This is a genomic window from Micromonospora sp. NPDC005161 (genome assembly GCF_053599855.1).
Window position 1 is genome coordinate 64,783 of sequence record NZ_JBSFYQ010000009.1, and the last position, 15,946, is coordinate 80,728.

Below are 15,946 nucleotides of genomic sequence, written 5' to 3' on the forward strand. Positions count from 1 at the left end.
GCGGGTCAGTGGTCGTTGGCGCCGGTCAGCCAGGTGCCTACCGCGGGCAGTGCCTCCGGGCCGGAGTCGGTGCCGACGTCGCGGGCGAGATCGGCGATCGTGACCGCGGCGAGCGCCTCGCGCCACGCCTCCTCGGCGGTCCACATGGCGCGGGCGACCGGGCACGCCCGGGTGCAGGCGTTGGCCGGGGTCGCCATCGGGCCGCGTTGTCGGATCTCGGTGCAGACGAAGGCGGGACCGGGGCCGTCGACGGCCCGCACCACGTCGAGCAACGTGATGCTTCCCGGTGCGCGGGTCAGCGCGTAGCCACCGGACTTGCCCTGCACGGAGTGGATGAGGCCGGCGCGGGCGAGCGACTGGAGCTGCTTGGCGAGGTAGCTGCTGGAGACGTCGTGCAGTTCCGCGAGCTTGGCCGCCGGGACGGGCCTGCTGCTGACCGTGAGGACGACGCAGCAGTGCAGCGCCCACTCGACCCCGCCGGACATCTTCATCGCTTCACCCTAGCCACCCCGATACTCGGACTCATCCTATCCGAGTACAGTTCCCGGACATAAGAAGTCCGAGTATCCGGCCCGGCGAAGACGCCGCCGGACAAACGGGCTGCAATCACCACAGGGAAGGTGGAACGAACATGAAGATCGCCGTGATGGGCGGGACCGGCCTGATCGGGTCCCAGGTCGTCAAGATCCTGCAGGCGGCCGGGCACGACGCGGTGCCGCACTCCCAGTCGACCGGGGTCGACCTCCTCACCGGGCAGGGTCTGGCCGAGGCGCTCAAGGACACCGACGTCGTCGTCAACCTGACGAACTCGCCGACCTTCGACGACGCCTCCCCCGCCTTCTTCCAGACGACCATGGACAACCTCCTGACCGCCGCCGAGCGGGCCGGCGTCGGGCACGCGGTGGTCCTGTCCATCGTGGGCGTCGACCTGGTCCCCGACCTGGCTTACTACCGCGCCAAGGCCCTCCAGGAGGACATCCTCAAGGCCGGTCCCGTTCCGTACTCAATCGTCCGCGTCACCCAGTTCTTCGAGTTCGTCGACGCGGTCATGTCCTGGACCGCCGACGAGAACACCGTCCGCCTGCCCAGCCGCCCGCTGCAGCCCATGGCGGCGGCCGACGTCGCCCAGGCCGTCGCCGACGTCAGCATGGGCGCTCCCCTGCAGGGCACCCGCAACGTCGCCGGTCCCGACGTCTTCCCGCTCGACGAGCTGGGCCGAATCACCCTCGCCGCCAAGGGCGACCAGCGCACCGTCACCACCGACGACAGCGCCGGGATGTTCGCAGCGACGCCCAGCGGCGTGCTGATCGCCACCCAGGACGCCGTGATCGCGCCCACCTCCTACCGGGACTGGCTCGCCCGCTGACCCTGGCAAGCAGGGTGGTGTCCGGCGTCGGGACCATCGGTCGCCCCGACGCCGGAGGGCCGCGGACGAGCGACCCTGGGTGCCCACTCAGCTATTCGGGCGGACCGCCCCGGCATGCAGGACACTCAGGTGTGACCGCGTCGAGTGGCGCGGGGTCCGGCGCCGCGACAGCGTACGGATCAGGTCGGCGTGCACCCGCTGCTCGTCACGAGGGCTGAGCCCGAGCTGATTGTGCAGCAGGTGGACCAGGTCGAACGTCATCGCGCCGTCGTACCCTGGGGCGCGGCGGCACGCCTCCAACAGGCGCGACCAGCAGGTCAGCGGATGACGTTCGGTGGCCAGCGCGGCGGAGATCCGCTGCCAGCGCGCGCCCGGCAGGACGGTCACGCCCTCGGACGTGGTGGGCTCGGCCCCGCTCCGCACGGCGGGACAACTGCGCACGGCCGCCACCATCGCAAGGTCGGCGGCGGCGGCGAGCCGGGCCTGGCGACCAGGGGTCATTCCGATCAGATCGACCGCCACGCCGACCAGTCGTGGATCGCGGGCCGACGGAGCGCCGAGGTCCGGGGCGTGCACGGGCCACTCCGCACCGACCGCCGCACACAGCCCGGCCAGTCGGGCCGCCAGCAGTCGCGGCGCGCGGCCCAACAGGTGGAGGTTGACCACCCGGGGCGACTGTCGGGTGAATGACCAGCCGGACAGTTCGCCGGCGGCCTGGAGGTCGCGCAGCAGTGGACTGACACCGCGGGTGAGGAACGCGTCGGCCACCGCGGCGCGGGGCGGCAACAGGCACTGGAATGCGTGCCATCGCTCCGACTCGTTCAGCATCCCCTCCACATTTACCGAATTGTCCAGATAGGATCGGTAATGAACGGTCATCCGAAGTCCCCCCAAGGCGTCGCACCGCCGGAGTCGACATTAAGCGACGCAGAACGCTGCGACAGTAGGGGAAACCCCACATTGTCGTGAACCCAACGCAACCGTCGGTACGCGCTGGGTCAAGAACGAAGTCCACTATTTCGGTTTTTGGGTATCAACATTTGCTCTCTTCGGCAATAGGACCAACCGGTCGCGTGATCGCCGTCCTTGGCTTGCCACCCTAGAGTTGCATCTGCCGCTCGCCCGAGCGCCGGCAATTGGCACCGCCGGCATCGGGCACGCCGAGAGGCCCGAACGGGACACATCCTGGGGGTGGCAGTTGAAACTGGATCGAAGCTCGCCGCATCGTCGCGGACAACCAGGCCGCCCGGCCGTCGTCGCACCGCACGACGCGCGTCCGACCGCGCCCACGCGGCGGCGCACCTCTGCGGGCGGCGCCGCACGAGCGTTCGTCGCGGACCACCGATGAACACCAGCGAGGAGGACCTCGCCCCGACAGCGTCGGGCGACCCTCTCGAGCCCCTGGTCGGCCGCAACTGCGCGCTCGACCTGTTCGACCGGGCACTGGCGAGTGTCCGCGACGGCCAGCCAACGATGATCGAGTTCGTGGGCGACCCCGGCACGGGCAAGACGCGGCTGCTGCGCGAGGTCGCCGCGCGGGCCCGACGGGCCGGCGTACCGGTGCTGGCCGCCGCCGGGCGCGACGGTGACCAGGTCGAGGCGGCCCTCGCGAGCCTGCTGGACGCGCCGGCGACCCCGCTGCTGTTCCTCGTGGACGACCTGCACACCGTCTCGCCCGCGACGGCAGCCCTGCTGGGCCGACTCGCGCAGGTGCCGCCCCCAGGTCTGCTGTGGGTCACCGCGTACCGGCCGCGGCAGATGCCCTCCTGCGCGACGGCGGCGCTCGCCGCCGGGATCTACCTGAGCCGCCGGGCGGTCACCCTGAGCCCGCTCGATCCGGCCAGCGTCGCCGCGCTGCTCGGGCTGCCGGAAGGGCGCGCCGCCCAGCGGGTGCACGTGCTCTCCGGCGGTGTGCCCCGCTACGTGCTGGCCTACCGGCCGGGCGCCTTGGACGGTCCGGTCGCCGCCCTGCGTGGCCTACCCACCGAGCTGCCCGTCGACGTCACCGGCGCGGTCCAGCTCGACCTCGACGGGCTGACCGACGAGCAACGGCAGATGCTGGAGGTCGTCTCGGTGTGCCCGTGCGGGTTCGAGCCGGCACTGGCCGCGGCGTTGGCCGGCCGCGGCCCGGAGGTCACCAGCGATCTGCTGGACGCGTTGGTGGCCGCCGACCTGTTGCGCACCGACCCCACCGAGGCGTCGACCCTGTCGTTCCGCCACGAGGTGGACCGCACCGTGGTGTACCGCTCGCTCTCCCCCGGCCGGCGACGACGACTGCACGCCACGGCGGCCAGCGTCCTGCGCGATGCCGGACATCCGGTGAGCCGGTACGCCGAGCACCTGTCGGCCAGCGGGCAGTGCGCCGAACCAACGACGGCCGACGCGCTCATCGAGGCCGCGGAGAGCGCGCTGGCGCCCCGACTCGACGCGATCCGCTGGTTGACCAACGTGCAACGGCTGCTGCCCGCCGCCGAGGTCACCGAGCCGCGTCGTACCCGGCTGGAGTTCGCCATGGCCGACGCGCTGGTCGGTGCGGGCCACCTGCGCCAGGCCCGCACCCTGTTGCAGGAGCTCACCCGCCGTCCGCTCGCCGACTGCGACCAGCGGCTGCGGGCGCTGGCCGCGCGGGCGCGCGTGGAACGACTGCTGGGCCGGCCGTTCGACGCGTACGCGCTGCTGCTGCCGCACCGCGACGAGCGGGTCGCGCCGCGCACCCGTTTCGTGCTGACCACCGAGGCGGCGATCGCCGGAGTCCTCAGTGGATCCGTGGACGCGGCCGAGGACGCACGGGGCCTGGATCTGCTGGCCGCGCAGACCGGTGAGCCGGTCTGCGCCACGACGGCGGCGGTGGTGCAGGCGTTCGTGGCGGCGTACAGCGACTGCGGGATTCACGTGCCGGAGACGCTGGACCGGGCGTCGTCCGAGGTGGACGCACTCGCCGACACCGATCTCGCCCAACACCCGGACCTGCTGGCCCTGCTCGGTTGGGCGGAGTACTTCCACGAACGGGAACGCTCGGCCCTGCACCACTTCGACCGCGCGCTGGACATCTGTTGCCGCTCCGGTCTGGTGGCGCTGACCCCCTGGCTGCTGGTCGGCCGGTGCGCGGTGACCGCCCGGTTGGGCAACCTGGACCGCGCCCGATTCGAGGGCGAGGACGCCGAGGAGGTGGCCGTCGCCATGGGCGTCGACCCCTTGGTGGCGCTGGCGCGCGCGTACCGGGCGATCGCCGTGGCGTGGCGCAGCGGCCCGACGGCGGGCCGTCAGCTGGCCGACGCCGCCGTGTTGGACGCCGGCACCCGGCGGGAGAACTGGTACGACGGGGCGAGCCAGCGGGTGGCGGTGCGCCTGCGGTTCCTGGCCGGTGACCGGGCCGGCTCGACGTCGACGTTGCTGCGGGCCTGCGGCGGGGACGGTCTCGACCACGTCGAGCTGACCAATCGGGCGTGCTGGGCCTCGGCGCTGGCCGAGATGGCCCACAAGGCCGGTCGTCGGGACACAGCGGCGCGCTGGTTGACCGTGGCCGAGCGGTACGCCGAACGGCTGGGGCTACGGGGGCAGAGCGCGCTGACCCGGACCGCCCGGGCCCGGCTGACCCTGGAGGCCGATCCGCGGCGCGCGGCGGAGCTGGCCGCCGCCGCGGCGGACACCTTCGCGACCCTCGGTTGGCGACTGGAGGAGGCATCGGCACGGCTGGTGCGGGCACGGGCTCTGTGTGAGGCGCGGGAGTGGGCCGCGGCCGAGGTCGAGCTCGCCGAGACGCGGCGCATCGCGGAGCTGGTCGACTCCCCGCCGCTGCGGAGAGCCGTGGCCGGCGAGCAGAGTCGTGCCGCGGGCGCGGCCGGGCGCCTGCCGGATGCGGTCCCCGGCGGGGAGCTGACCTTGACGCGCCGGGAGTGGGACATCGCCCGGCTGGTGGCGGCGGGTGCGAGCAACGCCGAAGCCGCGGACCAGGTGTACGTGACGGTCAAGACGGTGGAGGCTCACCTGACCCGCATCTTCCGCAAGACCGGGGTGTCGTCGCGGGCCGGGCTGGCGGCGCTGCTGGTCTCCGGAGGGGTCAACCATCGAGGGTCTGGCGAGGGTCGCGGGTCCGCACGGAGAACCCGATTTGATCAGTGATGCCCACTATCAAACGGAGATGAGGGATAGGCGTCCCGTGGGGAGTGTCGGATATCTCGCCTTCTGCCTGCCAGAATCTGATATCTTGTCTCCCACCAACGGCCAAACCCGACAGGGCTGACCGGCGGGCCGGAAGCCGCACTGGCTCTCCCGGAGATGCGCAAGAAAGGCATCGTCGTGAGTCAATACATCATCACCATCGTGCCCGTCGAGGACGACGGTGAGGAGATCACCGGCCCCGTGGCGCAGACTGTCGTCCGTCTGGAGACCGGGAACGGCCATCCGGTCGTGCGGGAGCTCACCGTCCGCGCGCCACAGAGCGCCGGCCTGACCGGCGAGCTGCCGTACGTCGACTTCGACGCCCTGCTGCGCGCCTTCATCCCGCCGCAGGACCGGGACCGGAGCCGCCCGGTCGGCGACATCCCGCCGGCCGCCTCCCGTCCGGCCGTGACGGTCGGGCCGGTCCCCGCGACCACCGCCGCGGCCCCCCACCCGCAGACGCCCCGCCCCGCCCACCGGGCCGCTGAAGCCGACCGGCTCAGCCGGCTCAAGGCCGGGCGCGCCTACCGCCGGGCACCCGACCCCGCGGACCTGGAGGCGGTCTACGAGCAGGTCGGCACGATCAGCCGGGTGGCCGAGCACTTCGACGTCCCGGTGCACACGGCGCAGGGCTGGATCAGCCGGATGCGCCGCAAGCACGATACCGAGGTCAACGCCGGCTGACTCCGGGCTCGGCTGCCGGGTCGGGCACGTCGGCCAACGCGTTCGCCACCGCCGGCGCCGCCCGGTCCAGCCAGAGCCCGATGCCGATCTCCGCCGTGTCGAAGTCCCGTTCGAGCACGCACAGACCCGAGGTGGGTACGCACGCACCCACCTCGGCCAAGAGGGCACCCAGGTAGGTGTCGACAACGTGCCGATGACCGGATCGGGCCGCGGTCATCAGCGGCACCGCCACCACCCCGGCCAGCGCGCCCCGGGGCAGCACGTCGACGAAGAGCTTCAACAAACCGCTGTACGCCGCCTTGAACGTGGGACTGGCCACCAAGAGCAGCCCCGGTCGGCGTACCGCTTCCAGCACCTCGTCGAGGGTCTCCGGCCGGCTGCCCTGACCGACCAGCTCGGCCGTCAGCTCGGACAGGTCGATCACGGTCGGCGTTGCGACCGGGGTCGCGCAGTGGGTCAGCCGGGCCCGCAGCGCCGCCGCGGTGGCCAGCGCGACGGTCCGCGTCCGCGAGTGCGGCTTCGGGTTGCCGATCAGTGTGGTCATCGGCAGTTCCGTGCCGGACGACGTCATCGGCCCACCGCCAGCTCCGGGGTCCGCGCGGCGCCGGCGTCGAGGAGACCGTCGTGCCGCAGCAGCGGCAGCACCCCCTCACCGAACCAGTACGCCTCCTCCAGGTGCGGCTGCCCGGACAGGATCAGATGCTCGACCCCCGCGGCGTGGTATTCGGCGATCCGCTCCGCGACCTCCTCGTGGCTGCCGACCAGCGCCGCGCCGGCGCCCGGCCGGATCAGGGAGTAGCCCGCCCAGACGTTCGGGTACACCTCCATCCGGGCGTTGCCGCCCGCGTGCAGCGCCGCCGCCCGCCGCTGCCCCTCCGAGTCGGTACGGGCGAACCGCTGACGAGCGGCGGTGATGCGCGCCGAGTCGACGCCGGCGAGCAGCCGGTCCGCCTCAGCCCACGCCTCCCGGGCGGTGTCTCTGGTGATCACGTGCAGTCGACTCCCGGTGCGCAGCGTCCGCCCGGCCTCCGCCGCCAGGTCGCGTGCCCGGCCCAGCAGCTCCCCGAGCTGGGTGGGTGTCTCACCCCAGGCCAGGTAGACGTCCGCGTGCCGGGCCGCCGCCCGCTGTGCCGCCGGCGAGGACCCGCCCAGGAACACCTCCGGCGCGGTGGCCGGAGGCCGGGCCAGCAGCGCGGCCTTCATCCGGTAGTGCTCGCCGGTGTGGTCGACCGGCTGGCCGCCCCAGAGGCCGCCCAGCACGGTGAGGAACTCCTCCGCCCGGGCGTAGCGGGCGTCGTGGTCCAGCCAGTCGCCGTAGCGGCGCTGCTCGTCCGGGTCGCTGCCGGCCACGATGTTGAGCAGCACCCGGCCGGCGGAGACACGTTGCAGGGTCGCGGCCATCTGGGCCACCAGCGTGGGTGAGGCCAGCCCCGGCCGCAGCGCGATCATGAACTTCAGCCGCTCGGTCTGCGCGGCCAACGCGGACGCCACCACCCACGGGTCCTCACAGAACAGTCCGGCCGGGGTGAGCACGCTGGTGAACCCCAGCCGGTCGGCGGCGCGGGCCACCTGGGCCAGATAGCCGATGTCCGGCGGCCGGCGGGTGACCCGGGTCGGCCTGGCGCCGCCCCGGGCCGGCTCGGCCAGGTCACGGCCGTCTCCATGCGACGGCAGGAACCAGTGCACTTCCAGTGGCATGGGGTCACTCCCCTTCCGGCGCGGCGTCGAAGCGCGCGGGCATCGCGGTGATGGCGTTCATGAAGTTGGTCCGCATCCGGCGCACCGGCCCGGTCGGTCGAAGCCGGGCCAGATGCGGGCGGATCGCGGTGAGGAAGGCCGCCATCTCCAGCCGGGCCAGGTGCGCGCCCAGGCAGAAGTGCGGCCCGATGCCGAACGCCAGGTGCGGGTTGGGATCGCGACCGAGGTCCAGCCGGTCCGGGTCCGCGAAGGCGGCCGGGTCCCGGTTGGCCGAGGCGTAGTAGATGACCACCTTGTCCCCGGCGGCGATCCGGGTGCCGTCGAGGACCGTGTCGCGGGTGGCGGTCCGCCGGAACTGCATGATCGGCGTGACCCAGCGCAGCAGCTCCTCCACCGCGGTCCCGGTCAGGTCGGGGTCGGCGATCAGCCGATCCCGCTGCTCGGGGTGCTCCAGCAGCGCCTGCACCCCGTTGGAGATCAGGTGCCGGGTGGTCTCGTTGCCGGCGATGACGAGCAGCAGCCAGAGCTGGCACAGTTGCGCGTCGGTCAGGCCCCGGCCGTCGGCCTCGGCGTGCACCAGCAGACTGAGCAGGTCGTCGGTCGGCCGGGCGCGCCGCTCCGCGGCCAGCTGCCGGACGTACGCGAAGGCGGCGGCGAAGGTGTTCCGGTACCGGTCCACGCTGCCACCGCCGTACCGCGGATCGTCGAACCCGACCAGGTTGTTGCTCCACTCGAACAGCAGCGTGCGGTCCGCCTGCGGCATGCCCAGCAGGTCGGTGAGGACGAGCAGCGGCAGCTCCGCCGCGAGGTCCGCCACCACGTCGATCTCCCGGGCGGCCACCGCCCGCGAGACCACCTCCTCGGCGTGCCTGGTGACCAGCTCACCCAGGCGACCCACCGCGCGCGGGGTGAACGCCCCCGCCACCAGCCGACGCACCCAGGCGTGCTCCGGAGCGTCCATGTTGATCAGAAGCTGCCGGTTGCGGTGCAGGTCCTGCAGCGTCCGGGGGTCGGCGAGGAACGCCCCGCCGGCCGCGGACGAGAACGTCGCCGGGTCGCGGGACACCTCGGACACCGCGGCGTACCGGGTGACCGCCCAGAAGCCCCGGCCCTGGGAGCGCACCGACCGGTCCTGGTCGGTGCGGGTCAGCTCGACCTCGTCGACCCAGGCCACCGGCGTGTCCCGCCGGCGGCGGGCGAACTCGTCGTGCGGCACGCCGGTCAGGTAGCTGGCCGGGTCCGCGAGCAGACTCGGCGACACCGGAGCGTGCCGGCAACGGTCCCGCAACGCCCGCCGGGGCAGCTTGCCGGTGGGCTCGCGGGGGACCCGGTCGATCACCTCGTACGAGCGTGGCACCTTGAAACCGGCCAGGCTGGCCCGGCAGTGCGCGTCCAGGACCCGGTCGATGTCCTCGGCCGGCCACGCCGGGTCGAGCTGCACCACCGCCCGGACCTGCTCGCCGAACTCCTGGTCCGGCACCCCGATGACCACGCCGTCCTGCACGGCGGGGTGGGTCAGCAGCACCGCCTCCACCTCGGCCGGGTAGACGTTCACCCCGCCGGTGACGATCAGCTCCGCCGAGCGGCCGGTGAGGAACAGGTAGCCGTCCTCGTCCAGGCGGCCGAGGTCGCCGACGGTGAAGGTGTGCGGGGCGACGTGCGCCTGCTCGGTCTGCTCCGGGGCGTTGTGGTAGTGGAATCCCCGGCCCGGCGGCCGCCGGACGGCCACCCGGCCCTCCTGCCCGGCGGGCACCGGTCGGCCCTCGTCGTCGATGACCACCACCTCGGTGGGCGGTGCCGGCCGGCCCACCGTGCCCGGCCGGGCCAGCCAGGTGTGCGAGTCGGCGAGGGTGACGATGCCGGCCTCGGTCGCGGCGTAGTACTCCACGAACACCGGCCCCCACCAGTCGATCATCGCCCGCTTGGTCTCCGGTGGACAGGGGCCGCCGCCGTGCCAGATCCGGGTCAGGCTGGCGCCGGAGAACGCCGCCCGGGTGGCGGCGTCGACCCGGAGCAGGCGGATGAACTGGGTCGGCACCAGATGACTGATCGTGATCTTCTCTTCGTCGATCAGTCGCAGCACCTCGACCGGGTCGAACCCGCGGCGCATCACCAGCCCGCACCCGCGCAGCAGCGGAAACTGGGCGAAGAACAGCTGCGCCGAGTGGTACCAGGGACCGACCAGCAGCGCCTGGCCCTCGGTCGGGATGCCCAGCCCGCCGCCCAGCATCTCGGTGGTGGCGGCCACCCGGTCGACCGGAGCGCCGACCTTCAGCAGCGGATTGACCACCCCCTTGGGGCGTCCGCTGGTGCCCGAGGTGTAGAGCAGCACACCACCGGAGACCGCCGGGACCGCCGGGCCCTCAGGCAGGTCGTCCACCGGCGTGAAGCCCTCCCCGCCGTCGACCGTCACCAACAGCTCGGGCGCCGCCGGTGTGCGGGCCACCGCCTCGCGTACGGTCGCGGCGTACGTCGCCTCGGTGAGCACCGCCCGGGCGTTGCAGTCGGTCAGGATGTGGGCGATCTCCGGTGCGGTGAGGTGCCAGTTGACCGGCACCGCCACCAGCCCCGCGTGCACGCAGGCCAGCAGCGCCTCGAAGGTCTCGTGCCGGTTGCCGAGCACGAACGCCACCCGGTCCCCCACGTCCAGGCCGGCCCCGCGCAGCACGCCGATCCACCGGTCCACCGACCGGTCCAGCTCCGCCCACGTCCGCGTGGTCCGCTCGTCGGTCAGCGCTACGTCGCCGGCCCGGTCCCGGACCATGTTCTTCAGCAGCTCGGCCACTGGTCACTCCTGTCTGCGCGTGATTCAGTCCGTGAGGTCGGAGCTGAGGGCCAGGACGTGCTCCGCGACCGGCCGGAAGTTCAGTCGGGCGATCTGCGGGGTGCCGATGTCCGCCCGGGCGGCTCGGGCCGCATCGGCGGGAATCACCACCAGCTCACCGGCCGCCTGGGCAAGCAGCTGCACCTGGCAGCAGCGGTCCATCGCCAGGAACCACCAGGCGGCCTCGGCCACCGAACCGCCGACCGTGAGCAGGCCGTGGTTGCGCAGGATGACCGCCTTGCCGGTGCCCAGCGTCGCCGCGATCCGGTCGCCTTCCGCGCCGTCGAGGACCACCCCGCCGTACTCGTCGTGGACCTCGTGGTCCTCGAAGAAGGCGCAGGCGTCCTGGGTGATCGGGGCGAGCGGCCGACCCAGCGCCGAGAACGCCCGACCGTGGATCGAGTGGGTGTGGGCGGCGGCCACCACGTCCGGGCGTGCCTTGTGGATGGCCGAGTGGATGGCGTACCCGGCGGGGTTGATCCGGCCCGTGCCGTCGACCACGTCCCCCGTGTGGTCGACCCGCAGCAGGTCGTCGTCGCGGACGTGCCCGAAGTGCCGGCCGAACGGGTTGATCCAGAAGGTGTCCGGCTCGATCGGGTCCCGGGCGGTGACGTGGCCACCGGCGCCCTCGTCGAACCCGGCCAGGGCGAAGGCACGCAACGTCAGGATCAACTGCCGGCGGCGGTGGGCCCGCTCCTGCTCCGGATCTCTTCGCTCAGCCACAGCCGCCTCCGGTGTCGGTGTCGTAGCCGCCCACTCCCGCCGGCACCGCCGGCGGCGTGACCGGTGTGCCGGTCCGCTGGGCGTACGCGGTGAGGAAGTCGTCCACCCGGTCCACTCCCCAGAACCGGTGCGGGCCCAGCCGCAGGTAGGGAATGCCGAAGATGTCCTCCTCGTAGGCCCGCAGCAGGCAGTCCACCCCGGCGGACCGGACCGTGGAGTCCTCGACCGCGCCGAGCACCACCGCCGGGTCCACCCCGGCCCGCTCGGCGACCCGGGAGATCACCTCTGGTGTGCACACGTCCTCGCCCCGTTGCCAGCGGGCGGCGATGACCTCCCGGTAGAACGCCTCCCCCGCCCCCCGCTCCCGCGCGGCCAGCCAGCCCAGGTGCGGCACCTCCCACCAGGGGTCGATGTCGATCGGCCAGCGCATCGGCAGGTCCAGCCGCTGGGCCTGCCGCTTGGCGTCCTGGAGCAGGTAAAGGTGCTTCGGCTTGCTCATCTGCACGTAGTGGAAGGCGCCGCCGCGGGCTCTGAGCGCCGCCTCGGTGCGCTCGTCCGGGTCCCAGTAGGGGACGAACTCCAGCACCTCCTGCGGTCGGCCCAGTGTCCGGGTCAGCCGCTCCACCGCCAGCCAGCTGTACGGGCTGCGGAAGGAGAAGTACAGTCGGGGTCGCTTGGCGGCCATCACCGACCTCCGCTGGTGAGGGCCGCGACGGTGTCCGGGTCGAGGGTGGCCAGCCGGCCCGCCTCCGGCCCCCGGCTGACGGCGTACCCGTGCAGGATGCTGGCGGTCGCCACCCGGACCAGGCGTCCCTCGCGCAGGACGTGACAGTCCATCCGCGCGTCGTACGTGACGTCCTTGAGCACGTCGGTGACGGTGAAGGTGATCCACATGGGCTCGTCGAGGTGGGCGTCGCCGAGCACCTCGATCCGTGCCCGGGAGACCACCGGGATCCAGCCCCGCTCGCGCAGCATCCGACCCACCGACACGCCCCGGTCGGCGAGGTAGCGGTCGACCACCTCCTCGAGCAGCCGGACGTACCCGGAGTGCTGCACGCGCTGGGAGTACTGGCAGTAGAAGTAGGGCACCCGCCAGGGCCACACGAATCCCGCGCCGGCGGCGAGCAGGGTCGCGGCCGGGTCCGCGCCGGCGGGGACGCCCGGCTCACCGGCGGTCGGCTCCTCGGCGAGGCCGGCCAGTTCCGCCGGCAGGGGCGCCGCCTGCGGTACGTCCGCCTCCCGGACCAGGGCGACCCGCACCCGGGCCCGGCACACGGTGACGTCGGCGTCGCGGCGGACGTTCATCCGGACCGCGAACCGGCCATTGGCGCCGGGGGTCGTCACCACCGTCGCCTCGTCGTCGACGTCGAGCACGGCGGGCAGCAGCAGCGAGCAGTCCCGGATCGACAACCCCACCCCGTGTTCGTGGTAGAGCCGGCCCGGGCCGTGCCCGTGTTCCCGGAGCCACTGCAGGACGCCCTGCTCCACCAGGTACGCGAAGTGTTTGAACCCGATCCAGGTGCGGATGTTCGCGCCCTCGAAACCGGGCCGGGCGGACAGTGTCACGGATGCGTTCTCAACCGCCGTGGTCACGGCGTACCTCCTCGGATCGCGGGGTCGGGGCAGACCTTCTCGACGAAGCCCGCGACGTGTCGGGCCACCTCGGCCGCCCGGTCGAGATGACAGAAGTGGTGAAAGTCGGACTCGACGACGACGTGCGCGTCGGGCAGTTGGGCCCGTAGCGCGCCGACGCGTGGGCCGTCGAGGCCGGGGTCCCGGCCGCCGGTGAGCACCATGGTCGGCACGGTCACCGCGTGCAGCGGCAGGTGGGCGGTCGCGGTGAAGTGGTCGAACAGCGTCGTGAAGCCGACCGGCCCGATCCGCTCCACCATGATGTCCCGCATGGCGGCCAGGGTCTCCGCGTCCAGATCGGCCAGCCGGGGGCCGAGGCGGTTGCGCAGCCCCTCGTCGATGATCTGCACGAAGTTGGCCTGCGCCCGCTCGTGCACAGCCCAGGTGATCGGCAGGTCGGGCGGGCAGTAGAACGGCGCGATGAGCATCGCGCCGCGGGGTGCGACGTCCGGTTCGGTGGCCACCATCTCCAGCACCGCGTTCGCGCCGAGCGAGTGCCCGATCACGACGTCGGGTGGCGTGGCCATGGCGCGTACGGCGGCGGCCAGCCAGGACCCCGGGGTGCCCCGACGCCGCCAGTGGTGGTCGGTGCCAGCCTTCCACGGCAGTTCGGCCGCGAGCAGCCGCCAGCCGCTGGGTAGCCGCGCCGCCAGGGGCCGCCAACTCCGCCAGGTGTCGGACATGCCGTGTGCGAGGAGCACGGTCGGCGCCCCGGATCCGGGGCCGGCGAGCCGGTGCACGGCGACCGGGGGTGGCGTGCCGCTCATCGCGGTCCCACCAGGACACTCAGCTCGCGGACACCGTCGACGGGGTCGCCGCAGCGGACGGTGGCGCTCGTCGCCTCGCCGCCGCCCAGCCGTACGGCCAGCGCGGTGTGCACGACGCCCGCGGCGCCGTAGTGGTCGCCGGCCAGGACGGTCGAGTCGACCAGGGGCGCGCGCGGTGCGCCGTCGGTGGGGGCACCCGCCCGGACCGGCCCCAACAGGGCCATAGGTCGCTGTGGCGCGCCGACCGGGCCGAGCAGCAGGCAGGCCGCCCCGGCCCGCAGGGGCCGCCCGGCGACGGCACCCTCCCTGGCGGCGTGCAGGGCCTGGGCCTGCGGGTCGTCCGGTTCCGTGCCGACCACCACCACCTGGTCGGCGCGCCCGGTACGCAGCAGCAGCCCGGCCAGCCAGATCGCGTCCAGGCCCGCGGTGGCCCCGGAGCAGACGGTGAGGTTGGGCCCTCCGAACCGGAACCAGATGGCGATCGCCCCGGCGATGACGTTGCTGGAGGCGTTCGGCGCTTCGAGGGGCCCGACCTCGCGTGGGCCGCCGTCGCGCAGGCGGCAGGCGATGTCGCCGACGGTCGCGACGTTGCCCAGGTTGGAACTGACCACCACGGCCGTACCCGGGTCCGCCGGCCCGGTCCGGCGGGGCGCCTTCGGCGGCAGGCCCAACGCCCGGTGCACGGCGCAGAGGGCGAGTCGGGTGGCCGGCTCCTTGGCCAGCAGGCCTTTACGGCCGAGCAGGTCGGCGGCCCGCTCGGGAGGACAGGCCGGCTCGTCGTCGGCGACACCGTCCGGCAGGTCGACTCCGGGCAGGTGCAGGGAGGCGGCGAGGACGGCGGCGATCGGCCGATCCGGACCGTTCCCGGTCCCGGCCGAGTCGGTGGCGGGCGACCCGTCCGGCGGCATCTGCACGGAGCGGTCCGACGTCGGTGTGGGGATCGGCGCGCGGTGTGCGGCGTCGGTGCGGCCGGTCATCGCAGCGCCTCCAGGAGGGTGACGGCGTTGAGACCGCCGAAGCCGAACGCGTCGACCTGCGCCACTCGCGGGTCGGCCCGGACGGCCGCGTCGCGGACCAGCCGCAGCCCGGCCGCCTCGGACGCCGGTCGGGTCAGCCCGACCACCGGCGGAACCCGGCCGGTACGCAGGATCTCGATGGCGACGGCGACGCTGAGCAGCGCCGATCCGCCGGACGTGTGGCCTACGGCGCCCTTCACGGCGGTGACCAGGGGCCCGGGCTCGCAGCCGGCGAACACCTGCGCGACGACGCGCGCCTCGGTCTCGTCGTTCAGCGCGGTGCCGGTGCCGTGCGCCAGCACGAGATCGACCTGGTCGGGCCGACGGTCGGCACGGCGGTGAGCGTCGTGGACGGCCCGCAGGATGCCGGCCGGGTCGGGTGCCGTCTCGTGCCCGGCGTCGCAGGACAGCCCGGTGGCGAGCAACCGGGCCAGGCCGGCGCCGGAACGTTCCGGCTCGACCACCAGGACCGCCGCGCCGTCGCCGAGCAGCACGCCGACCCGATCGGCGTCGAAGGGCCGCACCCGGTGCGCCGGCCGGCTGGCCACCCGACCGATCATCGCGAGCATGGAGGCGGTGCTGCCGTCGGTGCCGCCGACCAGCACGGCGTCCGCCTCACCGGTCTCCACCAGATCCTGCGCCAGGGCGAGGGCGTGCCCGCCGGCGCTGCACGCGTTGGCCAGGGTCACCACCCGCCGCACGCCGGGCGCCGCCGTGGTGACCGCGCCGGCGAAGTGCAGCCGCTCGGCGGGAAAGTCGACCGTCCCGCTCAGGGCCGCGCGCTCCACCTCCGCCGACTCGCGCAGCCCACTGCCGATGAGGCTGACCACCCGCCGTCGACGCGGGTCGAGGCCGGCAGCGGCGAGGGCCTCCACCACGCAGTCGGTCAGCCAGCGGCTCGGGCCGAACGGCCGGTCGTCGGCTATCGGGTAGCCGTGCCCGACGCCCACCCGAGCGGGGTCCGTCCGCCGCAGCGGGGCGGCACCGCAGTCACCCCGCAGCAGCGCCGCGAAGGTGGCCGGGCCGTCGCCGAAGCAAGAACGGACCGCGCTGGCGGTGATGGTCGCCGGCATGT

At 73.6% G+C, this 15,946-nt stretch carries 14 protein-coding genes; 3 read left to right on the forward strand and 11 right to left on the reverse strand.

From position 1 onward, the window contains the following. Nucleotides 1-5: 5 nt before the first annotated feature. On the reverse strand, nucleotides 6-491 hold the full coding sequence (locus ACWD5O_RS11410) for an RrF2 family transcriptional regulator (protein WP_354965192.1): 486 nt from the start codon (nucleotides 489-491) through the stop codon (nucleotides 6-8). 140 nt (nucleotides 492-631) lie between these two features. On the opposite strand from ACWD5O_RS11410, the gene ACWD5O_RS11415 reads away from it, so the two are divergent. After that, on the forward strand, nucleotides 632-1,366 hold the full coding sequence (locus tag ACWD5O_RS11415) for an SDR family oxidoreductase (protein ID WP_354965193.1): 735 nt from the start codon (nucleotides 632-634) through the stop codon (nucleotides 1,364-1,366). Nucleotides 1,367-1,453: 87 nt separating this feature from the next. Here the strand turns inward: ACWD5O_RS11415 and ACWD5O_RS11420 are convergent, their stop codons facing one another. Then, a complete protein-coding gene (locus tag ACWD5O_RS11420) occupies nucleotides 1,454-2,194 on the reverse strand; it encodes a hypothetical protein (RefSeq protein WP_450085205.1) in 741 nt (246 codons plus the stop codon). A 516-nt stretch (nucleotides 2,195-2,710) separates the two neighbouring features. Here ACWD5O_RS11420 and ACWD5O_RS11425 point away from each other — a divergent pair. Both ACWD5O_RS11425 and ACWD5O_RS11430 read left to right on the forward strand, forming a co-directional pair. Further along, the gene (locus ACWD5O_RS11425; RefSeq protein WP_450085206.1) at nucleotides 2,711-5,488 is read left to right on the forward strand and encodes a LuxR C-terminal-related transcriptional regulator; all 2,778 of its coding nucleotides are present in this window, start codon (nucleotides 2,711-2,713) and stop codon (nucleotides 5,486-5,488) included. Between the two features lie 177 nt (nucleotides 5,489-5,665). Next, a complete protein-coding gene (locus ACWD5O_RS11430) occupies nucleotides 5,666-6,211 on the forward strand; it encodes a hypothetical protein (protein WP_450085207.1) in 546 nt (181 codons plus the stop codon). Here the strand turns inward: ACWD5O_RS11430 and ACWD5O_RS11435 are convergent. From ACWD5O_RS11435 to ACWD5O_RS11475, 9 genes are read right to left on the reverse strand one after another with little or no spacing between them, the layout of a single operon-like run. Beyond that, nucleotides 6,198-6,755 carry an NAD(P)H-dependent oxidoreductase gene (locus tag ACWD5O_RS11435; RefSeq protein WP_450085208.1) on the reverse strand — a complete coding sequence of 186 codons (558 nt, stop codon included), beginning with the start codon at nucleotides 6,753-6,755 and terminating at the stop codon, nucleotides 6,198-6,200. The two genes, ACWD5O_RS11430 and ACWD5O_RS11435, sit on opposite strands and share 14 nt — an antisense overlap. Before the next feature lie 23 nt (nucleotides 6,756-6,778). After that, nucleotides 6,779-7,909: an LLM class flavin-dependent oxidoreductase gene (locus ACWD5O_RS11440; protein WP_450085209.1), complete on the reverse strand. Its 1,131-nt coding sequence runs from the start codon at nucleotides 7,907-7,909 to the stop codon at nucleotides 6,779-6,781. A gap of 4 nt (nucleotides 7,910-7,913) precedes the next feature. Beyond that, a complete protein-coding gene (locus ACWD5O_RS11445) occupies nucleotides 7,914-10,694 on the reverse strand; it encodes a cytochrome P450 (protein ID WP_450085210.1) in 2,781 nt (926 codons plus the stop codon). Between the two features lie 24 nt (nucleotides 10,695-10,718). After that, a complete protein-coding gene (locus ACWD5O_RS11450; RefSeq protein ID WP_450085211.1) occupies nucleotides 10,719-11,456 on the reverse strand; it encodes a class II aldolase/adducin family protein in 738 nt (245 codons plus the stop codon). After that, nucleotides 11,449-12,141 (reverse strand): DsbA family protein, encoded by a 693-nt coding sequence (locus ACWD5O_RS11455; RefSeq protein WP_450085212.1) that lies wholly within the window; start codon nucleotides 12,139-12,141, stop codon nucleotides 11,449-11,451. The genes ACWD5O_RS11450 and ACWD5O_RS11455 overlap by 8 nt, the downstream gene beginning before the upstream one ends. After that, the gene (locus ACWD5O_RS11460; protein ID WP_450085213.1) at nucleotides 12,141-13,049 is read right to left on the reverse strand and encodes a thioesterase family protein; all 909 of its coding nucleotides are present in this window, start codon (nucleotides 13,047-13,049) and stop codon (nucleotides 12,141-12,143) included. Before ACWD5O_RS11460 ends, ACWD5O_RS11455 begins: the two co-directional genes overlap by 1 nt. After that, nucleotides 13,046-13,855 carry an alpha/beta fold hydrolase gene (locus tag ACWD5O_RS11465; RefSeq protein ID WP_450085214.1) on the reverse strand — a complete coding sequence of 270 codons (810 nt, stop codon included), beginning with the start codon at nucleotides 13,853-13,855 and terminating at the stop codon, nucleotides 13,046-13,048. Before ACWD5O_RS11465 ends, ACWD5O_RS11460 begins: the two co-directional genes overlap by 4 nt. Continuing rightward, entirely contained in the window at nucleotides 13,852-14,832 is a 981-nt protein-coding gene (locus tag ACWD5O_RS11470; protein WP_450085215.1) for a beta-ketoacyl synthase N-terminal-like domain-containing protein, read from the reverse strand. Before ACWD5O_RS11470 ends, ACWD5O_RS11465 begins: the two co-directional genes overlap by 4 nt. Next, complete coding sequence (locus tag ACWD5O_RS11475) at nucleotides 14,829-15,944, reverse strand: beta-ketoacyl synthase N-terminal-like domain-containing protein (RefSeq protein ID WP_450085216.1); 1,116 nt, start codon at nucleotides 15,942-15,944, stop codon at nucleotides 14,829-14,831. The genes ACWD5O_RS11470 and ACWD5O_RS11475 overlap by 4 nt, the downstream gene beginning before the upstream one ends. Nucleotides 15,945-15,946 lie beyond the last annotated feature (2 nt).

Coding starts and splice junctions, on each gene's coding strand:
- ACWD5O_RS11410 (WP_354965192.1), bottom strand. CDS start 491: ATGAAGATGTCCGGCGGGGTCGAGTGGGCGCTGCACTGCTGCGTCGTC.
- ACWD5O_RS11415 (WP_354965193.1), top strand. CDS start 632: ATGAAGATCGCCGTGATGGGCGGGACCGGCCTGATCGGGTCCCAGGTC.
- ACWD5O_RS11420 (WP_450085205.1), bottom strand. CDS start 2,194: ATGCTGAACGAGTCGGAGCGATGGCACGCATTCCAGTGCCTGTTGCCG.
- ACWD5O_RS11425 (WP_450085206.1), top strand. CDS start 2,711: ATGAACACCAGCGAGGAGGACCTCGCCCCGACAGCGTCGGGCGACCCT.
- ACWD5O_RS11435 (WP_450085208.1), bottom strand. CDS start 6,755: ATGACCACACTGATCGGCAACCCGAAGCCGCACTCGCGGACGCGGACC.
- ACWD5O_RS11440 (WP_450085209.1), bottom strand. CDS start 7,909: ATGCCACTGGAAGTGCACTGGTTCCTGCCGTCGCATGGAGACGGCCGT.
- ACWD5O_RS11455 (WP_450085212.1), bottom strand. CDS start 12,141: ATGGCCGCCAAGCGACCCCGACTGTACTTCTCCTTCCGCAGCCCGTAC.
- ACWD5O_RS11465 (WP_450085214.1), bottom strand. CDS start 13,855: ATGAGCGGCACGCCACCCCCGGTCGCCGTGCACCGGCTCGCCGGCCCC.
- ACWD5O_RS11470 (WP_450085215.1), bottom strand. CDS start 14,832: ATGACCGGCCGCACCGACGCCGCACACCGCGCGCCGATCCCCACACCG.
- ACWD5O_RS11475 (WP_450085216.1), bottom strand. CDS start 15,944: ATGCCGGCGACCATCACCGCCAGCGCGGTCCGTTCTTGCTTCGGCGAC.